The sequence below is a fragment of the Millisia brevis NBRC 105863 genome, assembly GCF_001552615.1.
GTDB classification, from domain to species: domain Bacteria; phylum Actinomycetota; class Actinomycetes; order Mycobacteriales; family Mycobacteriaceae; genus Millisia; species Millisia brevis.
Window position 1 is genome coordinate 264400 of sequence record NZ_BCRN01000004.1, and the last position, 17625, is coordinate 282024.

The window sequence follows — 17625 nt, forward strand, 5'->3', positions numbered from 1 at the left end:
GCATTCAGAATCTTGCCGACCTCTGCAACTTTTCAGTCGGCTGCACGTTCATTGCGTTGCTCACCGGTCGGCTGAACTATGAGATTCATCGCACATCGGGCCCGTATCCGGGGGCGAGATGGTCCGAAATGTCACGTTTGCTGCGTCTTGCCCGGTGGTGCCTCTAAGCTTTGCGTGCATGCACCTCGCTGACCGCACCCTCGGACTCGGCGGTCTGCGAATCGCTTACCGGGACAGCGATCCGACCGCCGGTATCGACGTGCCCGTCACCGTCCTCGTCCACGGATTGAGCGCCGATTCGCGCTCCTGGGAGCCGACGATCGATCGACTGGTCGCACAAGGGCAGCGGGTGATCGCCCCGGATATGCGGGGCCACGGCCAGACCGCCCGCGCGCAGCGCTATCTCCTGGACGACTTCGTCGCCGACCTGAACGCGGTCACCGATGCCGTCGTTCCCGATCGGCCGGTCGACATGATCGGCCACTCGTTCGGCGGTCTCGTCGCGGCCCTCTGTGCCGCGTCACCCGATCGGCAACGTGTGCGGCGATTGGTCCTCGAAGACATCCCGCTGCCCCCGCGCTGGGATGGGCCCACCGAACTACCCACCCTGAAGCGGCGGGAGTCCCTGCTGCACGGATTGTTCTTCCTGCTGCGTAACCCCCGCGGAGCGTGGAACTTCGATCGCAGTCAGATCTCCGCGGTGCGCGGGGCGATCCAGGCGCGCAATCCGCAGTGGTGGTCGGCGGTCTCGCAGTTGCCGGTGCCGGTCCTGGTGGTCGACGGTGGGGCCAAAGGGATGATGGACCGCGCCCGCCTCGACGACCTGCGCTCGACGATCCCCGACGTGCGGGTGGTCACCATCCCGGTGGGGCATGTGGTGCACCGGGCGGACCCGGAGGGGTTCGCCGCCGCCCTGCGGTCCTTCCTGAACTGACACCCCGTCCGGACCCCCTGACTCAACCGCCGGAACCGGCCCCCTGAACCGGCCCTTGAACTGGCCCTTGAACCGGCCCGCCCGCTGAGCCGGGTCGGTCTACCAGTGGGTGCCGGGCAGCAGGCGGCCCAGGCGACGCACCGGCTTCGGCATCGCCCACGGCGTCGCCACCCGCAGGAGCGCGTCGACCGGTGTCGATCGGTTCGGGGTTGATCGGGGCGGTTCCGATTGGGTCGGGGTTGAGGGATCATCCGCCGCTCCGGTGGACGTCGCACTCGACGCCGGCTCCCCGATCGGGCTCGCAGGGACCGAGGTGTCGGGCCGCGCTCCCCGGGCGGCGGCCGAATCCGGGTAGAGCCGATTGAACCGACTCAGCAGCCGGGTCTTGAGGCCCGGCGCGAATACCGACCCCCACTCACCCAGCGTGCCGAGTGGATCGTCGATGCGCTGCGGCCGTTCGATCAGGCCGCGCACCACCATCGCCGCCGCCCATTCCGGGGTGGCGACCGGCCCGGCGTTCAGGTTCCCGGTCGGCGCGATCATCGGGGTGGCCACCAGCGGCATGTGCACGGTGGTGAACGTGATCCCGTCGTGCAGGGTCTCGGCCGCGACGACATCGGTGAAGCCGTCGAGTGCCGCCTTGCTCGCGACGTACCCGGAGAATCGCGGGGTGCTGCCCTGGACCGAGGCGGTCGAGACGTTGACGATGTGGCCGAATCCGCGTGCGCGCATATGCGGCAGGAGGGCGAGCACGATGCGCACCGCCCCGAAGTAGTTGACCGCCATGGTGCGTTCGAAGTCGTGCATGCGATCGGTCGAGCGGTGGATCGACCGCCGGATCGAGCGGCCGGCGTTGTTGACCACCATGTCGACGTGGCCGTTGTCGGCCAGCACCCGAGCGATCGTCTCGCGAACCTGGTCGTCATCGGTGATGTCGCAGACGTAGCCACGTGCGCGGCCACCCGCAGCGACGATCTCCGCGACCACCTCGTCGAGTTCGGCCCGTCGGCGGGCGATCACCAGCGCGACCGCCCCCTTCGCGGCGACCGACAACGCGGTGGAGCGGCCGATCCCCGAGGAGGCGCCGGTGATGAGAATGTGTCGATCGGCGAGGGCCGTCGGGCCGGAATCGCGGTGCGGGCGAACGTGGTCGAGGTGGTCGCGCCAGTAGCGCCATAGGACGGCGGCGTAACTGCTCGGTTCCGGGACGATCGGACCGGCGTCGCCGAGCGCCGCACGGGTGTGCTCGTTGACGAAGCGGGTGGGGATCGCCAGATTGTCGACCACCGCCGGCGGGATCCGCAGTGTCGACAGGGCCGCGTCGCGCAGCGAACGAATGGCGCCGATCGAGGGGCGCAGCACCGGATCGACCAGCGCCGCAGGCAGTGTCGCCACCGCTCGCGGAGCTCCCGCCGCATCGGCGAAGGCGTTGTAGATCTCCCGCATCGACTGCGGGCGCGGGGCGACCAGATGGAAGGTGTGGTTGTCCGGGTCGTCGGCCGTGCGCCCGATCAGCTCGACGATCGCGGCCGAGACGTAGTCGACCGGAACGATATTCGTCGCACCGATGTCCGGCGTGAGCATGGGGACCGCCGCCGGCAGGTGCCCGAGCAGTGCGAACAGTCCGAACAGGTAGTAGGGGCCGTCGACCTTGTCGATCTCCCCGGTGGTCGAGTCGCCGACGATCACCGCCGGTCGATAGACCCGCCATCGCAGCCCCTCGGCGGACCGCACGAGTCGCTCCGCCTGATACTTCGTGCGGTGATACGGCGTCGGGAAGCCCTGTCCGACATCGAAACTGGTCTCGTCGAAGTCGCCCGCCCAGTCGCCGGCCACCGCGATCGAGGAGATGTGATGCAAGGTCGCGCCCAGGGCGATCGACAGCTCGACGATCGCCCGGGTCCCCTCGACATTGGTGGCGGCCTGCTCGTCGCCGACCGTCAGGTCGTAGATGGCGCCCAGATGTACGACGTGGTCGGCCGGTGGGATCGCCCCGTCGGCGATTCCCAGGCCCGGCGCGGTCAGGTCGCCCGGTAGGGCGTGTACCCGGTCGGCCGCGTCGAGGGCGTCGACCAATGCGGCGAAGCGATCGAGCGAACCCGGTCGGACCAGGGCGTACACCTTCGCGGACGGATCGGCGTCCAGGAGGCGGGCCAGCACATGTCGACCCAGGAACCCGGTCGCTCCGGTGAACAGATAGGTGGTCACGGCATCTCCTGTCGTGCGGCCGGATCGGAGTCGATCATCCTCGGGACGACGGTCCGGAACAGGGGAGTTCCGGTTCTGACTCATCGGTAAGAACGAACCTTACTTTGCGGTAAGAAATGGCTGTGCGCAAGGGGCCGCGGCCTCCGGTCACCCGTCGTGCCCGATGCCCCAACGGCGGTGCAGGGCGGCGATCGGCGGCGGCGCCCACCAGTTCGCGGGGCCCAGCAGTCGGGTCAGGGCGGGCACGAGCAGCATGCGGATGATCGTCGCGTCCACGATCAACGCGACGATCAGCCCGACGCCCACCATGCGCATCGAGACCAGGCCGGATCCGGCAAACGCTCCGGTGACCACGATCAGGATCAGGGCGGCGGCGGTGATGATGCGCCCGGTCCGCCGCGCGCCGTCCACGATCGCCTCCGCGGTGTCCGCGCCGCGACCGCGGGACTCGACGATGCGGGAGACCAGGAAGACCTCGTAGTCGGTCGAGAGGCCGAAGACGATCGCGACGATCACCACGACGAAGGTCGCTTCCAGCGGCTGCGGGGTGATCCCGAGCAGGCCCGCCCCGTAGCCCTCCTGAAAGACGAGGGTCAGCACCCCGAAGGTCGCGCCCAGGCTCAGCGCCGACATCAGTACCGCCTTGAGCGCCAACAGGACCGAACCGAAGGCGACCAGCAACAGCGCCAGCGTGGCGCCGACCATGATCGCCGCCATCGCCGGTAGCGCGGCCACGATCGCGGCGTTGTTGTCGATCGCCAGGGCGGCCGCTCCGCCGATCAGGATCCGGTTGCCCTCCGGTACCTCGATCGTCCGCAGGTCGCGCACCACCCGCTCGCGATCTGCTCCGACGTCGTAGTCCACGGCGATCACCGCGGCGGATGTCCCCGGCTCGGTGGACGCTTCCGGCCCGCCGGATTCCGGTCGGTCGAGGGTCACCGCCTGCTCGAACCGGACGTCCGCGACCCCGGTGGTCGCCCGCGCGGCGAGCACCGCCGAGTTGATCGTCGGCCCCTCCGGCACCCCGTCGGGCCCGATGATCACGATCTGCGCGGTATCGGTCGAGCTGCCGAAGTCGCGTTGGATCGTCTCGAACGCCATCCGGGTCGGGGAGTCCGCGGGCAGCGCGTCGGCCGAGATGCCGCCCAGTCGGATACCCGCGCTCGGCGCCGCCAGTGCCAGCAGCACCAGCGCGATGATCGCCGCGACCGGGATCGGCCGCCGGATCACACGGCCGACGACGGCGGTCCAGAACCGCGCCGAACGCTCATCGGCCCGGTCGGCGGCGCCGGCCGACCAGGTCAGCGCATCGATCCGCGGACCGAGGGCGAGCAGCAGGAGCGGCACCAGGGTCAGCGACAGCGCGGCCGCCCCGATCACCGCGCAGATCGCACCGAGGCCCAATGAGCGGATGACCGGTTGCGGGAAGACCAGCAGGCCGAGGAACGCGGCGACCAGCAGGATCGCCGAGAACCCGATCGTGCGGCCGGCCGTGCGCATCGTTCGCCGGACCGCGGCGGTCACCACGGTGTCCCGGCCGTCCGAGCGCCTGCGGCGTCGGCGCAGCTCCTCCCGAAACCTGCTGACCAGGAACAGTCCGTAGTCGATCGACAGGCCGAGGCCGAGCAGTGCGGCGAGGTTGATCGCGAAGGCGCTCACCTCGACGACGGTGGTCAACGCCCGCAACAGGACCAGGGCGACCACCACCGCGAGCGCGCCGGTGACCACGGGGACGGCGGCCGCGACCACGCCGCCGAAGACGATGACCAGCAGGATGGCCGTCAGCGGGATCGCGATCAGTTCGGCGCGGATCAGATCGGACTGCAGCTGGCTGCCGAAGGCGACGTCGAGGGCGATATCGCCGGCGAAGCCGGGGTCCAGACCCGGCGGCGTCAGATCGGCGAACAGGCGCTCGGCGTCGGCGATGCTCGCGACGGGAACCTCGGGGAAGGCGACGGTCACCAATCCGGTGCGCCCGTCCGCGGATACCAGTCGACCGCGGATCGGATCCGGGCTCGTCCAGTACGACATCACCCGCGCGTCCGGGTGGGTCGCGCCGAACTCGTCGAGCGTCGCGGTGATCGGCGCGGTCCAGGCGTCGAGCGACCCGCCCTCCGGCGCGGTGAATACCGCGATCACGTCGGGAGACCCCGCGGCGGCCGCGGCATAGGGGAGCGCCCGGGCGGATGCGCTGTCCGGGGCGTAGTAGCCGCCGCCCCCGAGCCGTTCGAACAAGCCGAGCGCCCAGATCCCGGCCAACAGAACCCCTACCACGATCGCGACCGGCGCGAGCCGGCGGCGAACGGAGCCGGCGGCGAGGTCGGCGCGCGCGCCATCGTCGTGACGCGTCGGTGCGACAGCACTGCGCTGCATGGTTGTTCCCCCGAGTACGTGTGACCGCTGCCGCCCCGACACGCCCGTGGGGCGTCGGGACGGCGGCGGATACCGGCTCACCGTATCGCCGCGTCGTCGGTCTTGCGCGATCCGCGCGGCCGGCGTTGAATGAAGAAGTTCGAACGCATGTTCGAATAGAACCATGCGGGGCCGACACGGGGAGCGAGGGACCATGGGTTGGGACAGCGGACCACCGCGGTGGAGCGAGTTCGAACGCATGCTGTCCGGCCGGACCGGTGACGCCGGAGACGATCGGGCGGCGGCGGGTCCGCCGGCCCCCGCGCGGGGGCGTGCCGCCCGGCGCGGTGCGGGCGGCGGGCCGATCGAGTACGCCGAGTTGCATGCCCACTCGTCGTTCAGCTTTCTCGACGGCGCCTCCCTGCCGGAGGAGTTGGCCGAGCAGGCGGCGGCCCTGGGGTTGACCGCCGTCGCCCTGACCGACCACGACGGCTTCTACGGGGTGGTCCGCTTCGCGGAGGCGGCCCGGCAGTGCGGTATCAAGACCATCTTCGGTGCCGAGTTGTCGCTCGGCGCGCCGGACGACGAACCGATCGAACGCACCGGGGTGCCGGATCCGGCCGGTGAACACCTGCTGGTGCTCGCCCGCGGTCCCGAGGGGTATCGCCGGCTGTCGCGGCAGATCTCGATCGCGCATATGCGCGGGGGAGCGAAGGGGCGACCCCGATACGACCTCGACGAGTTGTCGGCGGCGGCCGGTGGGCACTGGCAGATCCTCACCGGCTGCCGCAAGGGTCGGGTACGCCGCGCCCTGCGGTCCTTCGGTCCCAGCGGCGCCGAACTGGCGCTGCGGGAGTTGGTCGCCCTCTTCGGGGCCGAACGGGTCACCGTCGAACTCACCCGATTCGGCGACCCCCGCGACGACGAGGACAACGACGCGCTGAACCGCATCGCCGATCGTCTGCACCTGGACGTCGTCGCCACGACCGCGGCCCATATGGCCGGTCCGGATCGGCGGGAGTTGGCGATGGCGATGGCCGCCGTGCGCTCCGGGGGCAGCCTCGACGACGTCGAGGGGTGGCTGCCCGCGGCCGGCGGTGCGTATCTGCGGTCGGGTGCGGAGATGTCGCGATTGTTCGTCGACTATCCGGATGCGGTCGCGGGGGCGGCGCGGCTCGGTGCGCAGTGTGCGTTCGACCTGCACCTGATCGCCCCCGATCTGCCGCCGTTCGACGTGCCGGCCGGCTACGACGAGAACGGGTGGCTGCGCGATCTGGCGATGCGCGGTGCGGCCGACAGATACGGCACCCCCGAGCAGCGGCCGGAGGCGTACGCGCAGATCGAGCACGAATTGGAGGTGATCGCCCAGCTGAACTTCCCCGGGTACTTCCTGGTGGTGCACGACATCGTCTCGTTCTGCCGCACCAACAACATCCTCTGCCAGGGCCGGGGATCGGCGGCAAATTCCGCGGTCTGCTACGCGATCGGCATCACCAACGTCGATCCGGTCGGCAGCGGTCTGCTCTTCGAACGGTTCCTGTCTCCGGAGCGCGACGGGCCTCCCGATATCGACGTCGACATCGAGTCCGATCGGCGGGAGGAGGCGATCCAGCACGTCTACCGCACGTACGGGCGCGACCACGCCGCCCAGGTCGCGAACGTGATCACCTACCGCGGAAAGTCCGCGGTGCGCGATATCGCCAAGGCCCTCGGCTTCTCGCCGGGCCAGCAGGACGCCTGGTCCAAGCAGGTGACCCGCTGGTCGGATGTCGGCGAGACCGACGCCGACGAGACCGGCATCCCGCGGCCGGTCCTCGACCTCGCCGCGCAGATCGAGGGCCACCCCCGACATATGGGCATCCACTCCGGCGGCATGGTGATCTGCGACCGGCCCATCGCGGACGTCTGCCCCGTCGAGTGGGCCCGCATGGCCGACCGCAGCGTCCTGCAGTGGGACAAGGACGACTGCGCCGCGGTCGGGCTGGTGAAGTTCGATCTGCTCGGCCTCGGCATGCTCTCGGCGCTGCACTACATGATCGACCTGGTCGCCCGGCATATCGGCGTTGACGTCGACCTGGCGAGGCTCGACCTCGCCGAAGCGGGTGTCTACGAGATGTTGCAGCGCGCCGACTCGGTCGGGGTCTTCCAGGTCGAGTCCCGCGCGCAGATGGCCACGCTGCCCCGGCTCAAACCGGAGAACTTCTACGACCTGGTCGTCGAGGTCGCCCTGATCCGCCCCGGCCCGATTCAGGGTGGATCGGTGCACCCGTACATCCGGCGTCGCAACGGGATCGAGAAGGTGACCTTCGAGCACCCGGCCCTCGAGCGGGCGCTCGGGCGCACCCTCGGAGTGCCGCTGTTCCAGGAACAGTTGATGCAGATCGCGGTCGACGTCGCGGGGTTCACCCCGGCCGAGGCGGACAGTCTGCGGCGAGCCATGGGGTCCAAGCGCAGCCTCGAGCGGATGGAATTGCTCCGCAAACGGTTCCGTGACGGTGTTCGCGAGATGCACGGCATCGGCGAGGAACTGGCGGACAGCATCTTCGAGAAGCTGCGAGCCTTCGCCAACTTCGGCTTCCCGGAGTCGCATTCGCAGAGCTTCGCGTCGCTGGTGTTCTACTCGGCGTGGTTCAAGCTGCACTATCCCGCCGCCTTCTGCGCCGGACTGCTGCAGGCCCAGCCGATGGGGTTCTACTCGCCGCAGTCGCTGGTCGCCGATGCGCGGCGACACGGGGTGGTGGTGCACGGGCCGGATGTCAACGCCTCCCGAGCTCTGGCCGACCTGGAAGGGGCCGGCCTCGAGGTGCGGCTGGGGCTCGCCGCGATCCGGCATATCGGCACGGAGGTCGCCGAGCAGATCGTCGCCGAACGCGAGCGCGCCGGTCCCTACGTCTCGTTCGCCGACGTCGCTCGTCGTGTCGAACTGACCGTCGTGCAGGCGGAGGCGTTGGCGACCGCCGGCGCGCTGGGTGGATTCGGTATCGACCGTCGCGAGGCGCTCTGGGCGGCCGGCGCGGTCGCCGCCGACCGGCCCGAGACGCTGCCGGGCACGATCGCCCCGGCGCCCGCACCGTCGTTGCCGGGGATGAGCGCCTGGGAGATCGCCGCCGCGGATGTCTGGGCCACCGGGGTATCCCCGGACAGCTACCCCACCCAATTCCTGCGGGACTACCTCGTCGGGATGGGGGTGGTGTCGGCCGCCGAACTGCGCGAGATCCCCGACGGTCGTCGCGTGCTGGTCGCGGGCGCGGTCACCCATCGGCAGCGGCCGGCGACGGCGGCCGGGGTGACGTTCGTGAGCCTCGAGGACGAGTCCGGGATCATCAACGTCGTCTGTTCGCGCGGGGTGTGGAAGCGGTATCGCCGCGTCGCGCAGGCGGCGCCGGCGTGGATCGTGCGGGGTACCGTCCGCAACGCGGAGTCGGTTGTGTCGGTGGAAGCGGACAGAATCGAATCGCTCGACCTCCGGGTGGCCGGCCGATCACGGGACTTTCGGTGACGTGTCCGACCGGGCGACCCGGGACATACAAAAACCCCGGCCGTGTGATCGGCCGCGCCGAGGCGCGACTACAGGGACGGTTCCGGGGTGTTCGCCAACCAACGTTACGCGAGGACACCACGTATGGGCAACCACCACCGCGGCCGGACCGAGACGCCCGCGTCGGCGCAGTGGCGATTTCACGAGCGGCACTTCTCCGCGGCGCGCTTGGGTACCTACGTGAGCGTCTGCGCGGGGGACCGGGACGCCGCCGCGGAGCTCTACCGGTGGAACGGGGAGCTGTCCGGGGAGCTGTGGATCGGGATCGGTCACCTCGAGGTGGCCCTGCGCAATGCGCTCGACCGGCAGTTGACGCAGCGCAACACCGACCTCGGTGGTCAACGACATTGGATCTACGACGAGCGCGGCGAACTCGGCCGCCGTCAGGACCGGCACAGTCGCCCGTACGTCGACGTGGCGATGGCGATGTCCCGCGTCCGGAAGAACCGCAAGACCGTCGAGCCCAATCAGGTGATCTCCGAGATCCCCTTCGGCTTCTGGCACCAATTGGTCTCGAAACGTCAGATGTTCCTGTGGCCGGACCTCGCCGGCGCCTTCCCGCATATGCCGGGACGGCGGCAGGACGTGATCGCGGAGCGGATCGGTCGGCTGCGGATGCTGCGCAACCGCATCGGCCACCACCACCGGATCTGGGCGCTCGACATCGCCGGGCTGCACACCGACATGCTCGACCTCGCCCACTTCATCGATCCCGAACTGGGGGATTGGATCCGGTCGACCACCGCGGTGGCGGTCCTGCTGGACAACCGCCCCGGCCCGGCCGCGGCGGGCGACTACGCCGGCCGACCCGACTCGGTATAGGTCACCCCGCCGGAGGTCACCGCCGCCGCGATCCGGCGCGCGGTGAAGTCGGTGCACCGACTCGCGATCTGTTCGCGGGTGCAGAACTCCGCCGTCCGGATCTCGCGGGTCTGCGCCACCACCCGATCGGTCAGCGCCGGGTCGTGGTGCCCGCCGTCGAAGACCAGGCACAGCGCGTCGTCCCACCCGCGCCAACTGGGCATCCAGTCGGTCAGCAGCAGATCGCCCGCGGAGATGTCGAGGCCGAGTTCCTCGGCGACCTCGCGTTGGGCGGCCAGCCGGGGCGATTCGCCGACCTCGACAACCCCGCCCGGCAGGTCCCAGTCCGACTTGTACGTCAGCTGGCACAGCAGCACCCGATCGGCGGTGTCGCGGATCAACAGCTGCCCGATCGCGCGCTTGCGGGGCAGGAAGGAGTTGAGCAGGGTGCGGAAGCTGTCGGGCTCGGACAGCGGCGGGTCGCTGGTCAGCCGGGACAGCACCACGTACTCGCCGATGTGATCGTGATCGGCGTCCGGCGGCAGCCGCAGCACGCCCTCGCGATGCAGTCCCGCGCGGATCGCGATGTGCATCGAGGCGGTATCGCGCGGATCGAGCCGCAGTTCGACCCGCCCGAGGCCCAGTCCGCCCTGGCCGGTGGCGGTCAGCGCGTAGTCGACCAGTACGCGAGCCGCCCGGGTGGCGTACCCGCGTCGGCGGTGGTCGGGGTGCAGCTCCCAGTCCAGGGCGCCGACGTGTTCGTCGACCAACCGCACCGAGCACCGCCCGACGTCCGCGTCGTCGACCTGGATGACGAACCGGCGCTCCTCGTCGGCGTCCGCATCCTCCGGCCGCAACGTCACCACACCGTCGGTCAGCGTCGGGTGGGGCGTCCGATGTCCGCTCTCACCGGGCGGACGGTGTCCGGATTCACTCACGTCGATTCCCATCGTGACGACGGCGGCCAACTACCCGCCGGACGGCACCACCGGAGCGGTCGTCGTGCGGGCCCTCGTAAGTGTCCCAAAGCCTCCCGAGTTCGCGGGGGCTCGGGCGGTGAACCGCATGTCACCGGCGCTCGCCCGCGTGTCGGCAATGTCCGTTCGGCGTGTCGCGATGACGTTGTGACCAATGATCTTCCTGTGACTTTTGCAGGGTATAAATCCCCCATGCGAATGGGACGAAGGGGAAGCCGGCCCACCCGGGCACGGTGGATGCCGGTGATGGCGCTCGCTGCGAGCGCCCTGTTGTTGGCGGGTTGTGGGTCGACATCGACGAGTGACGGCGCCTTCGACCTCGGATGGTCGTCGGAGGCTCCGGCGGAGTTCCGTACCGAGGCGGCCCCCGCGGTCGCCCAACCCGGAACCGACGGGTCCGATACTGCGCAGAGCACGGGCTCCGAGGTGGTCACCGGCAGCCTGAGCCTGCAGTCGAGCGATCCGATCGAGACCGCGAGTCGAGCGGTCGAGATCGTCGACGAGGCGGACGGTCGCGTCGATCAACGCACCGATATCCCCGACGTCGGCGGCACCGCGCCCTCCAGTTCGCTGACCCTGCGCATCCCCGCCGACGACTTCGACTCGATCGTCGAGGACCTGTCCGCGCTCGGAACCGTCGGCCAGCTCACCGTCGATCGCACCAACGTCACCGCCGAGGTCGCGGACGTCAATGCCCGCGTCGCCGCCCTGCGCGCTTCGATCGACCGGCTCAACCGGTTGATGGCCGAGGCGACCAATACCGCCGAGGTGATCGAAGCCGAGGCCGGACTGACCCAGCGTCAGCAGGACCTCGATGCGCTCCTCGCCCGCCAGCGCGCGCTATCCGATCAGGTCGACCTGGCCACCCTGAACCTGTGGATCTCGACCGAGACCGTCGAGGTCCCGGGCGACGGCTTCGTCGACTGGTTGCGTCAGGGCTGGAAGGCGCTGCTCGCCTCCCTCGGCGGTCTGATCGTCTTCCTCGGTGCCGCGATCCCGTGGCTGGTCCTGCTCGGCATCGTTGCCCTGGTGGTGTGGTTCCTGATCGGCTTGCGCCGGGCCGGTCGCCGCCGCCGTGCCGCCCGCCGCGAACGCAAGGCGCAGCGCAAGGCCCTCAAGCAGCAGAAGAAGGCCGCCGCGGCCGCGCCGGCCGAACCCGCTGCCGAGCCGGTCGTCACCCAAGCCGCGACGCCGACGCCCGACGCGCCGAGCCCCGCTGCCGCGGTCGAACCCGCCGCACCCACGACATCGGGTGCAGCCGAACCCGCGTCGACCGAGGCGTCGTCGCGCGGATCGGCCGCTACGACGGCCGCGGTTGCCGGCGCCGCCGGAATCGCCGGCGCGGTGGTGGCCGGTGGCCGTCACCACGCCGAACCCGACCCGGTGGCCACCGCCGCCGAACCGGCCGGTATCGCGGCCGAGCCGACGCCGTCGGAGTTCGGTTCCGAGCCGGTCACCGCCGACGCCACGGATGCCGAAGCGGTCACGACGCCCGAGCCCGCAGTGGCCCCGAGCGTCCCGGACGAGGCGCCGACCGGTGAGGTGCCGGCAACCGAGGCGCCGACCACGCCGGTGCCCGCCGTTCCCGAGCCCGTCGTCGAGGCGGCCGATACAACACCGGAGGTCGATACGACACCGGAGTCGACGCCCGGCGACAAGGCACCGGAGACCCCCGACGCGACAGACCCCGGCACCTCTGACACCGACACGGCCGGCGCCGGAATCGCTGACACCGACACGGCCGGCACCGACACGGCCGGCACCGGTATCGCTGACACCGACACGGCTGGGGCGGGTAGGACGGAATCCGCGACGGCCGCCGGCGACTCCGCCGCGGAGTCGACCGCAGCCGAGGTCCCGCCGGTCGAGTCGTTCGAGGATGAGGACGAGGACGAGGACGACGAATTCGTCGAGATCGGCGAGGCCGGTTCGTCCGCTCGGCCGTACCCGCCCGCCGAGGGGCCCGACCACCACTGACCCGGATTGACACTGACCCGGATCGCCCCAGACCCGGATCACCACTGAGCCGGATTACCCCAGACCCGGATCGCCCCCGTCGTCAGTTGTCGGCGACGGGGGCAGCCGGGCCGGTGGTGTTCGGATCGTCGGCGCTCGGGTTCGCGCCGTTCGAATCGGCCGTGCCCGGGTCGATGAAGTCGTACTGGCGCCACGCCTCGTAGACCACGACGGCCGCCGCATTGGACAGGTTCAGCGACCGCCGGCCGGGCAGCATCGGGATCCGCACCCGTTCGGTGATCGCCGGATCGGACAGCACCTCGGGCGGCAGGCCGGTGGGCTCGGGCCCGAACAGCAGGACATCGCCCGGCCGATACGCGATATCGGTATGCCGCACGGTGCCGCCGACAGTGAACGCGAAGACCCGCACCGGCCCGATATCGGCTAGCGCCTGCGGCAGCGACGGGTGCACCGTCACCGAGGTCAGGTCGTGGTAGTCGAGTCCGGCCCGCCGCAGCTTCGGTTCCGATAGATCGAATCCGAGCGGTTCGACCAGGTGCAGCGTCGCGCCGGTCACCGCGGCCAGCCGAATCGCATTGCCGGTATTCGGAGGGATACGCGGCGAGAAGAACATCACTCGGAACACCCGAACCAGCCTGCCGGCCCCGCGGAGCGGTTCGGCGACGGGCCCTGATCCGCGGGACCCGCCACCGCGCGACCGCGGCCACCCACCCCGCCGTCGGCCGGGCTCGCCGCAACGGCCCGCGGCGGCCGCGTGCCGCCGCAGGCGCGTTCACCGAGTCGTGAGATTCTGGTTCGGTGAGCGCAACGGTGATGGACGGGCGGCTGGTCCGCAGAGAGTTGTTCGCAGACCTCACCCAGCGGGTGGCCGCCCTGCGGGAGCGAGGCATCGTGCCCGGCCTCGGGACGGTCCTCGTCGGCGACGACCCCGGTTCGGCCGCCTACGTGCGCGGCAAGCACGCCGACTGCGCCAAGGTCGGCATCGCGTCGATCCGGCGCGACCTGCCGGCCGACATTTCGATGGCCGAACTCGAAGCGGTCATCGACGAGTTGAACGCCGACTCCGCCTGCACCGGCTACATCGTGCAGTTGCCGCTGCCCGGCCACCTCGACGCCGGCGCGATCCTCGAACGTATCGACCCGGCCAAGGACGCCGACGGATTGCATCCGCTCAACCTCGGCCGTCTCGTCCTGGGCACCCCGGCACCGCTGCCCTGCACCCCGCGCGCGGTCCTGCACCTGCTGCGCCGCTTCGACGTGCCGATCGCCGGCGCCCGCGCGGTCGTCGTCGGCCGCGGTGTGACGATCGGCCGCACGATGGGCCTGCTGCTGACCCGCCGCTCGGAGAACGCGACGGTCACCCTCTGCCATACCGGTACCCGCGACCTGGCCGCCGAGGTGCGCGGCGCCGACATCGTGATCGCCGCCGCCGGTGCCGCCGGCCTGATCACCCCGGACATGGTCGCCCCCGGCGCCGCGGTGGTCGACGTCGGCGTCTCGCGGACCGACGACGGGTTGCGCGGCGACGTCGACCCCGCGGTGGCGGAGGTCGCCGGCTATCTGTCGCCGAATCCGGGTGGGGTCGGTCCGCTGACGCGCGCGTTCCTGCTGATCAATGTGGTCGAGGCTGCGGAGGCCGCCGCCGGGGTGACCGCGGTCGGAGCGGGCCTGTCGTGACCGTCCAGCGGATCACCCGCCCGTATCTGCAGCAGGCGATCCGTCGGAACCTGCCGTTGATCGTGGTCGGGGGAGTGATCCTGGTCGCCGTGGTGCTGGTGATCTCCGGACGGTGGCGTCGCGGCGCGGTTGTCCTCGGCGGCGCCGCACTGCTGACGTCCGCGCTGCGCCTGACCACCCCGGTCGAGCGGATCGGCGTCCTCGCCGTCCGCAGCCGGGTATTCGACACCGTCTCGCTCGCGATGGTCGGTTCGGTCATCGTGTGGATCGCCCTGTCGATCGACCCGCTCGGCACCGACTGACCCACCGGTCGGCCCCGCGGTGCGGGAGCGGTCGCCCACTCGGCACCGACCGAACCCCCGGTCGGCCCCACGGAGCGGGAGCCGACCGACCGGGTTCAGTCCTCGGAGACCCTCGACCGATTCCGCTGCGCGGCTGCGGTGGTCAAGGTGCGCCGCAGCAGGGCGGCGATGTCCTCGGTCTCGGTGAGAAAACCGTCGTGGCCGTAGATCGACGAGATCGTCTCCAGGCCCTCGCACAGCGGGAGCAACTCGGCGATCTCGCGCTGCTGACGCAGCGGATACAGCCGATCGGAATCGACCCCGGCGACCACCGTCGGCACCCTGGTCGCCGCCAGCGCCGCCGCAACCCCGCCGCGTCCGCGCCCGACGTCGTGACGGTTCATCGCCTCGGTCAGCACGACATAGCTGCCGGCATCGAAACGGCCGACCAGCTTCCCCGCCTGATACTCGAGGTAGCTCTGGATCGCGTACCGGCCACCCTCGCGCGGGTCCTCGCCCTCCTGGGGGCTATTGGCGAAGCGCGCGTCGAGCTCACCCTCGGTGCGATAGGTCAGATGCGCGATGCGTCGCGCGATGCCCAAACCGGCCTCCGGCGTGCGGCCGGTGCCGTGGTAGTCCCCGCCGAGCCACTCCGGGTCGGCGGTGATCGCGGCGATCTGGGTGGACTGGGTGCCGATCTGATCGGCGGTCGCGCGGGCGCCGACCGCCAGCACCAGGGCGGATCCCACCTCGTCCGGGTACCCGACGATCCATTCGAGCGTGCGCATGCCGCCCATCGATCCACCGACGACGGCGGCCAGGCGCTCGATGCCGAGGCTGCGCAGCGCGATCCGTTCGGCGGAGACCTGATCGCGGATCGAGATCCAGGGGAAACGTGATCCCCAGGGCGATCCATCGGGGTGCAGCGACGACGGTCCGACGCTGCCGCGGCAGCCGCCGAGCACGTTCATCGCCACCACATGCCACCGATCGGTGTCGATCGCGGCGCCGGGGCCGACCGACCCCTCCCACCAGCCGGGCGACGGATGGTCCGGACCGGCCGGGCCGATGACGTGCGAGTCGCCGGTCAGCGCGTGCTCGACGAGCACGACGTTGTCACCCTCCGGCGAGAGCGCACCCCACCGCTGCACCACCAGGTGGGCACCGGGGATCGTCGCACCGCTCTCGAGCGTGAGCGTGCCGACGTCGACGACCTCGATCCGGCCGTCGTACCGGACCGGCTCCACATCGCCGGTCGCGGCGGAGGGCGCACCGACCGGTACGCCCCGGGTGGTCGCGGCGCGCGACCTGCCCGCACCCGTGGGGTGCGAGCAGGTCGGCTCACCGTCGATCACGGTCAATTCGAGGCCGCCTCGAACCCACGATCGAGATCCGCGATGATGTCCTCGATCGATTCGATGCCCACGGCCAACCGCACCAGACCCGGGGTCACTCCGGAGGAGGCCTGCTCCTCGGGGGTCAGCTGCGAGTGGGTGGTCGACGCGGGGTGGATCACCAGCGACCGCACGTCACCGATATTGGCGACGTGGCTGTGCAGGGTCAGCCCGTTGACGAACTTCTTGCCGGCTTCCAGCCCGCCCGCGAGCTCGAACGCCAGCACCGCTCCCGCACCCTTCGGGGCGAGCTCCTGGCCGCGCTTGTACCAGGGCGACGAGGTCAGGCCCGCGTAGTTGACCGAGGTGACCTCCGGCCGCGCTTCGAGGTACTCGGCGACCCGCTGCGCATTGGAGACGTGCCGCTCGACGCGCAGGCTCAACGTCTCGATGCCCTGGGCGATCAGGAAGGCGTTGAACGGGGAGATGGCCGCGCCGATATCGCGCAGCAGCTGCACGCGCGCCTTGAGCGCATAGGCCGGCGGGCCGAGCTCGGCGTACACCAGTCCGTGGTAGCTCGGATCCGGCTCGGTGAACCCGGCGTGCCGTCCGCCGGTCCAGTCGAAGGTGCCGCCGTCGACCAGGACGCCGGCGATTGTGGTGCCGTGCCCGCCGAGGTACTTCGTCGCCGAGTGCACGACGATGTCGGCGCCGTGCCTCAACGGCTGGATCAGGTACGGCGTCGCCACGGTGTTGTCGATGATCAGCGGCAGGCCGTTGGCGTGCGCGACCTCGGAGACGCCGGGGATGTCGAAGATGTCGTTCTTCGGGTTCGAGATCGACTCGCCGTAGAAGGCGCGGGTATTCGGCCGGATGGCGGCCCGCCACTGGTCGAGATCGTCCGGGTCGTCGACGAAGCTGACCTCGATGCCGAGTTTCGGCAGCGTGTAGTGGAACAGGTTGTAGGTGCCGCCGTACAGATGCGGGCTCGACACGATGTGGTCGCCGGCCTGGGCCAGGTTGAGGATCGCGATGGTCTCGGCGGCCTGCCCGGAGGACAGCAGCAGCGCGGCGACGCCACCTTCGAGGGCGGCGATCCGCTCCTCGACGACGCCCTGCGTCGGGTTGATGATGCGGGTGTAGATATTGCCCGGCGCGGCGAGCGAGAACAGATCCGCGGCGTGATCGGTGTTGTCGAAGACGAAGGACGTCGTCTGGTAGATCGGCAACGCGCGGGCGTTGGTCGCCGCATCGGGCTGCTGCCCGGCGTGGATCTGGCGGGTTTCGAAGCCCCAGGACGCGGTCGGATCCTCGGCGGCGGGAGCGGGGGTGTCGAGCTGGTCGGTCATCGCAGTCTTTCTGACTCTGGCGGCAGGATGTGTCTGATGGTCACCGGCATCCGGCGGACCGGCGATCCGCGACGGGCGGGTGGTCCCGGCCGGTCGGCGCGATCGTCGTTCGCTGGTTGAACACGGTGCGGCCCCGCCGGCGGCGAGCTACAGAGCTCGGCCTTCGGCACGGGGCGATTCGCTCACTGGCGACAACA

At 70.6% G+C, this 17625-nt stretch carries 11 protein-coding genes and 1 pseudogene; 6 read left to right on the forward strand and 6 right to left on the reverse strand.

Going from position 1 to position 17625, the window contains the following annotated elements:
• The first annotated feature begins 178 nt into the window (after positions 1–178).
• A complete protein-coding gene (locus MB1_RS07780; protein WP_066905392.1) occupies positions 179–934 on the forward strand; it encodes an alpha/beta fold hydrolase in 756 nt (251 codons plus the stop codon).
• A 99-nt stretch (positions 935–1033) separates the two neighbouring features.
• Here the strand turns inward: MB1_RS07780 and MB1_RS07785 are convergent, their stop codons facing one another.
• Together MB1_RS07785 and MB1_RS07790 are read right to left on the reverse strand one after the other, a co-directional pair.
• The gene (locus tag MB1_RS07785; protein WP_066905394.1) at positions 1034–3142 is read right to left on the reverse strand and encodes an SDR family oxidoreductase; all 2109 of its coding nucleotides are present in this window, start codon (positions 3140–3142) and stop codon (positions 1034–1036) included.
• 147 nt (positions 3143–3289) lie between these two features.
• Complete coding sequence (locus MB1_RS07790) at positions 3290–5515, reverse strand: MMPL family transporter (RefSeq protein WP_066905396.1); 2226 nt, start codon at positions 5513–5515, stop codon at positions 3290–3292.
• Positions 5516–5708: 193 nt separating this feature from the next.
• On the opposite strand from MB1_RS07790, the gene MB1_RS07795 reads away from it, so the two are divergent.
• Complete coding sequence (locus MB1_RS07795; protein WP_066905398.1) at positions 5709–8993, forward strand: error-prone DNA polymerase; 3285 nt, start codon at positions 5709–5711, stop codon at positions 8991–8993.
• Positions 8994–9116: 123 nt separating this feature from the next.
• Positions 9117–9854 carry a hypothetical protein gene (locus MB1_RS07800; protein ID WP_066905400.1) on the forward strand — a complete coding sequence of 246 codons (738 nt, stop codon included), beginning with the start codon at positions 9117–9119 and terminating at the stop codon, positions 9852–9854.
• Here MB1_RS07800 and MB1_RS07805 read toward each other — a convergent pair.
• Complete coding sequence (locus MB1_RS07805; RefSeq protein ID WP_169801618.1) at positions 9827–10771, reverse strand: NUDIX hydrolase; 945 nt, start codon at positions 10769–10771, stop codon at positions 9827–9829. The genes MB1_RS07800 and MB1_RS07805 overlap by 28 nt on opposite strands.
• 285 nt (positions 10772–11056) lie before the next feature.
• Here MB1_RS07805 and MB1_RS07810 point away from each other — a divergent pair, with 285 nt between their 5' ends.
• Entirely contained in the window at positions 11057–12787 is a 1731-nt protein-coding gene (locus MB1_RS07810) for a DUF4349 domain-containing protein (protein WP_169801619.1), read from the forward strand.
• Between the two features lie 175 nt (positions 12788–12962).
• On the opposite strand, the pseudogene MB1_RS07815 reads toward MB1_RS07810, so the two are convergent.
• Positions 12963–13412: pseudogene (locus tag MB1_RS07815) on the reverse strand (tRNA (cytidine(34)-2'-O)-methyltransferase); the annotation flags it as partial.
• Between the two features lie 173 nt (positions 13413–13585).
• On the opposite strand from MB1_RS07815, the gene MB1_RS07820 reads away from it, so the two are divergent.
• On the forward strand, positions 13586–14464 hold the full coding sequence (locus MB1_RS07820; protein ID WP_218000201.1) for a bifunctional methylenetetrahydrofolate dehydrogenase/methenyltetrahydrofolate cyclohydrolase: 879 nt from the start codon (positions 13586–13588) through the stop codon (positions 14462–14464).
• Complete coding sequence (locus MB1_RS07825; protein ID WP_245650087.1) at positions 14461–14766, forward strand: DUF3017 domain-containing protein; 306 nt, start codon at positions 14461–14463, stop codon at positions 14764–14766. The genes MB1_RS07820 and MB1_RS07825 overlap by 4 nt, the downstream gene beginning before the upstream one ends.
• Positions 14767–14861: 95 nt before the next feature.
• Here MB1_RS07825 and metX read toward each other — a convergent pair whose 3' ends face one another.
• Positions 14862–15992 (reverse strand): homoserine O-acetyltransferase MetX, encoded by a 1131-nt coding sequence (gene metX, locus MB1_RS07830; protein WP_066905671.1) that lies wholly within the window; start codon positions 15990–15992, stop codon positions 14862–14864.
• 110 nt (positions 15993–16102) lie between these two features.
• A complete protein-coding gene (locus tag MB1_RS07835; RefSeq protein ID WP_066905408.1) occupies positions 16103–17428 on the reverse strand; it encodes a bifunctional o-acetylhomoserine/o-acetylserine sulfhydrylase in 1326 nt (441 codons plus the stop codon).
• Positions 17429–17625: the final 197 nt, after the last annotated feature.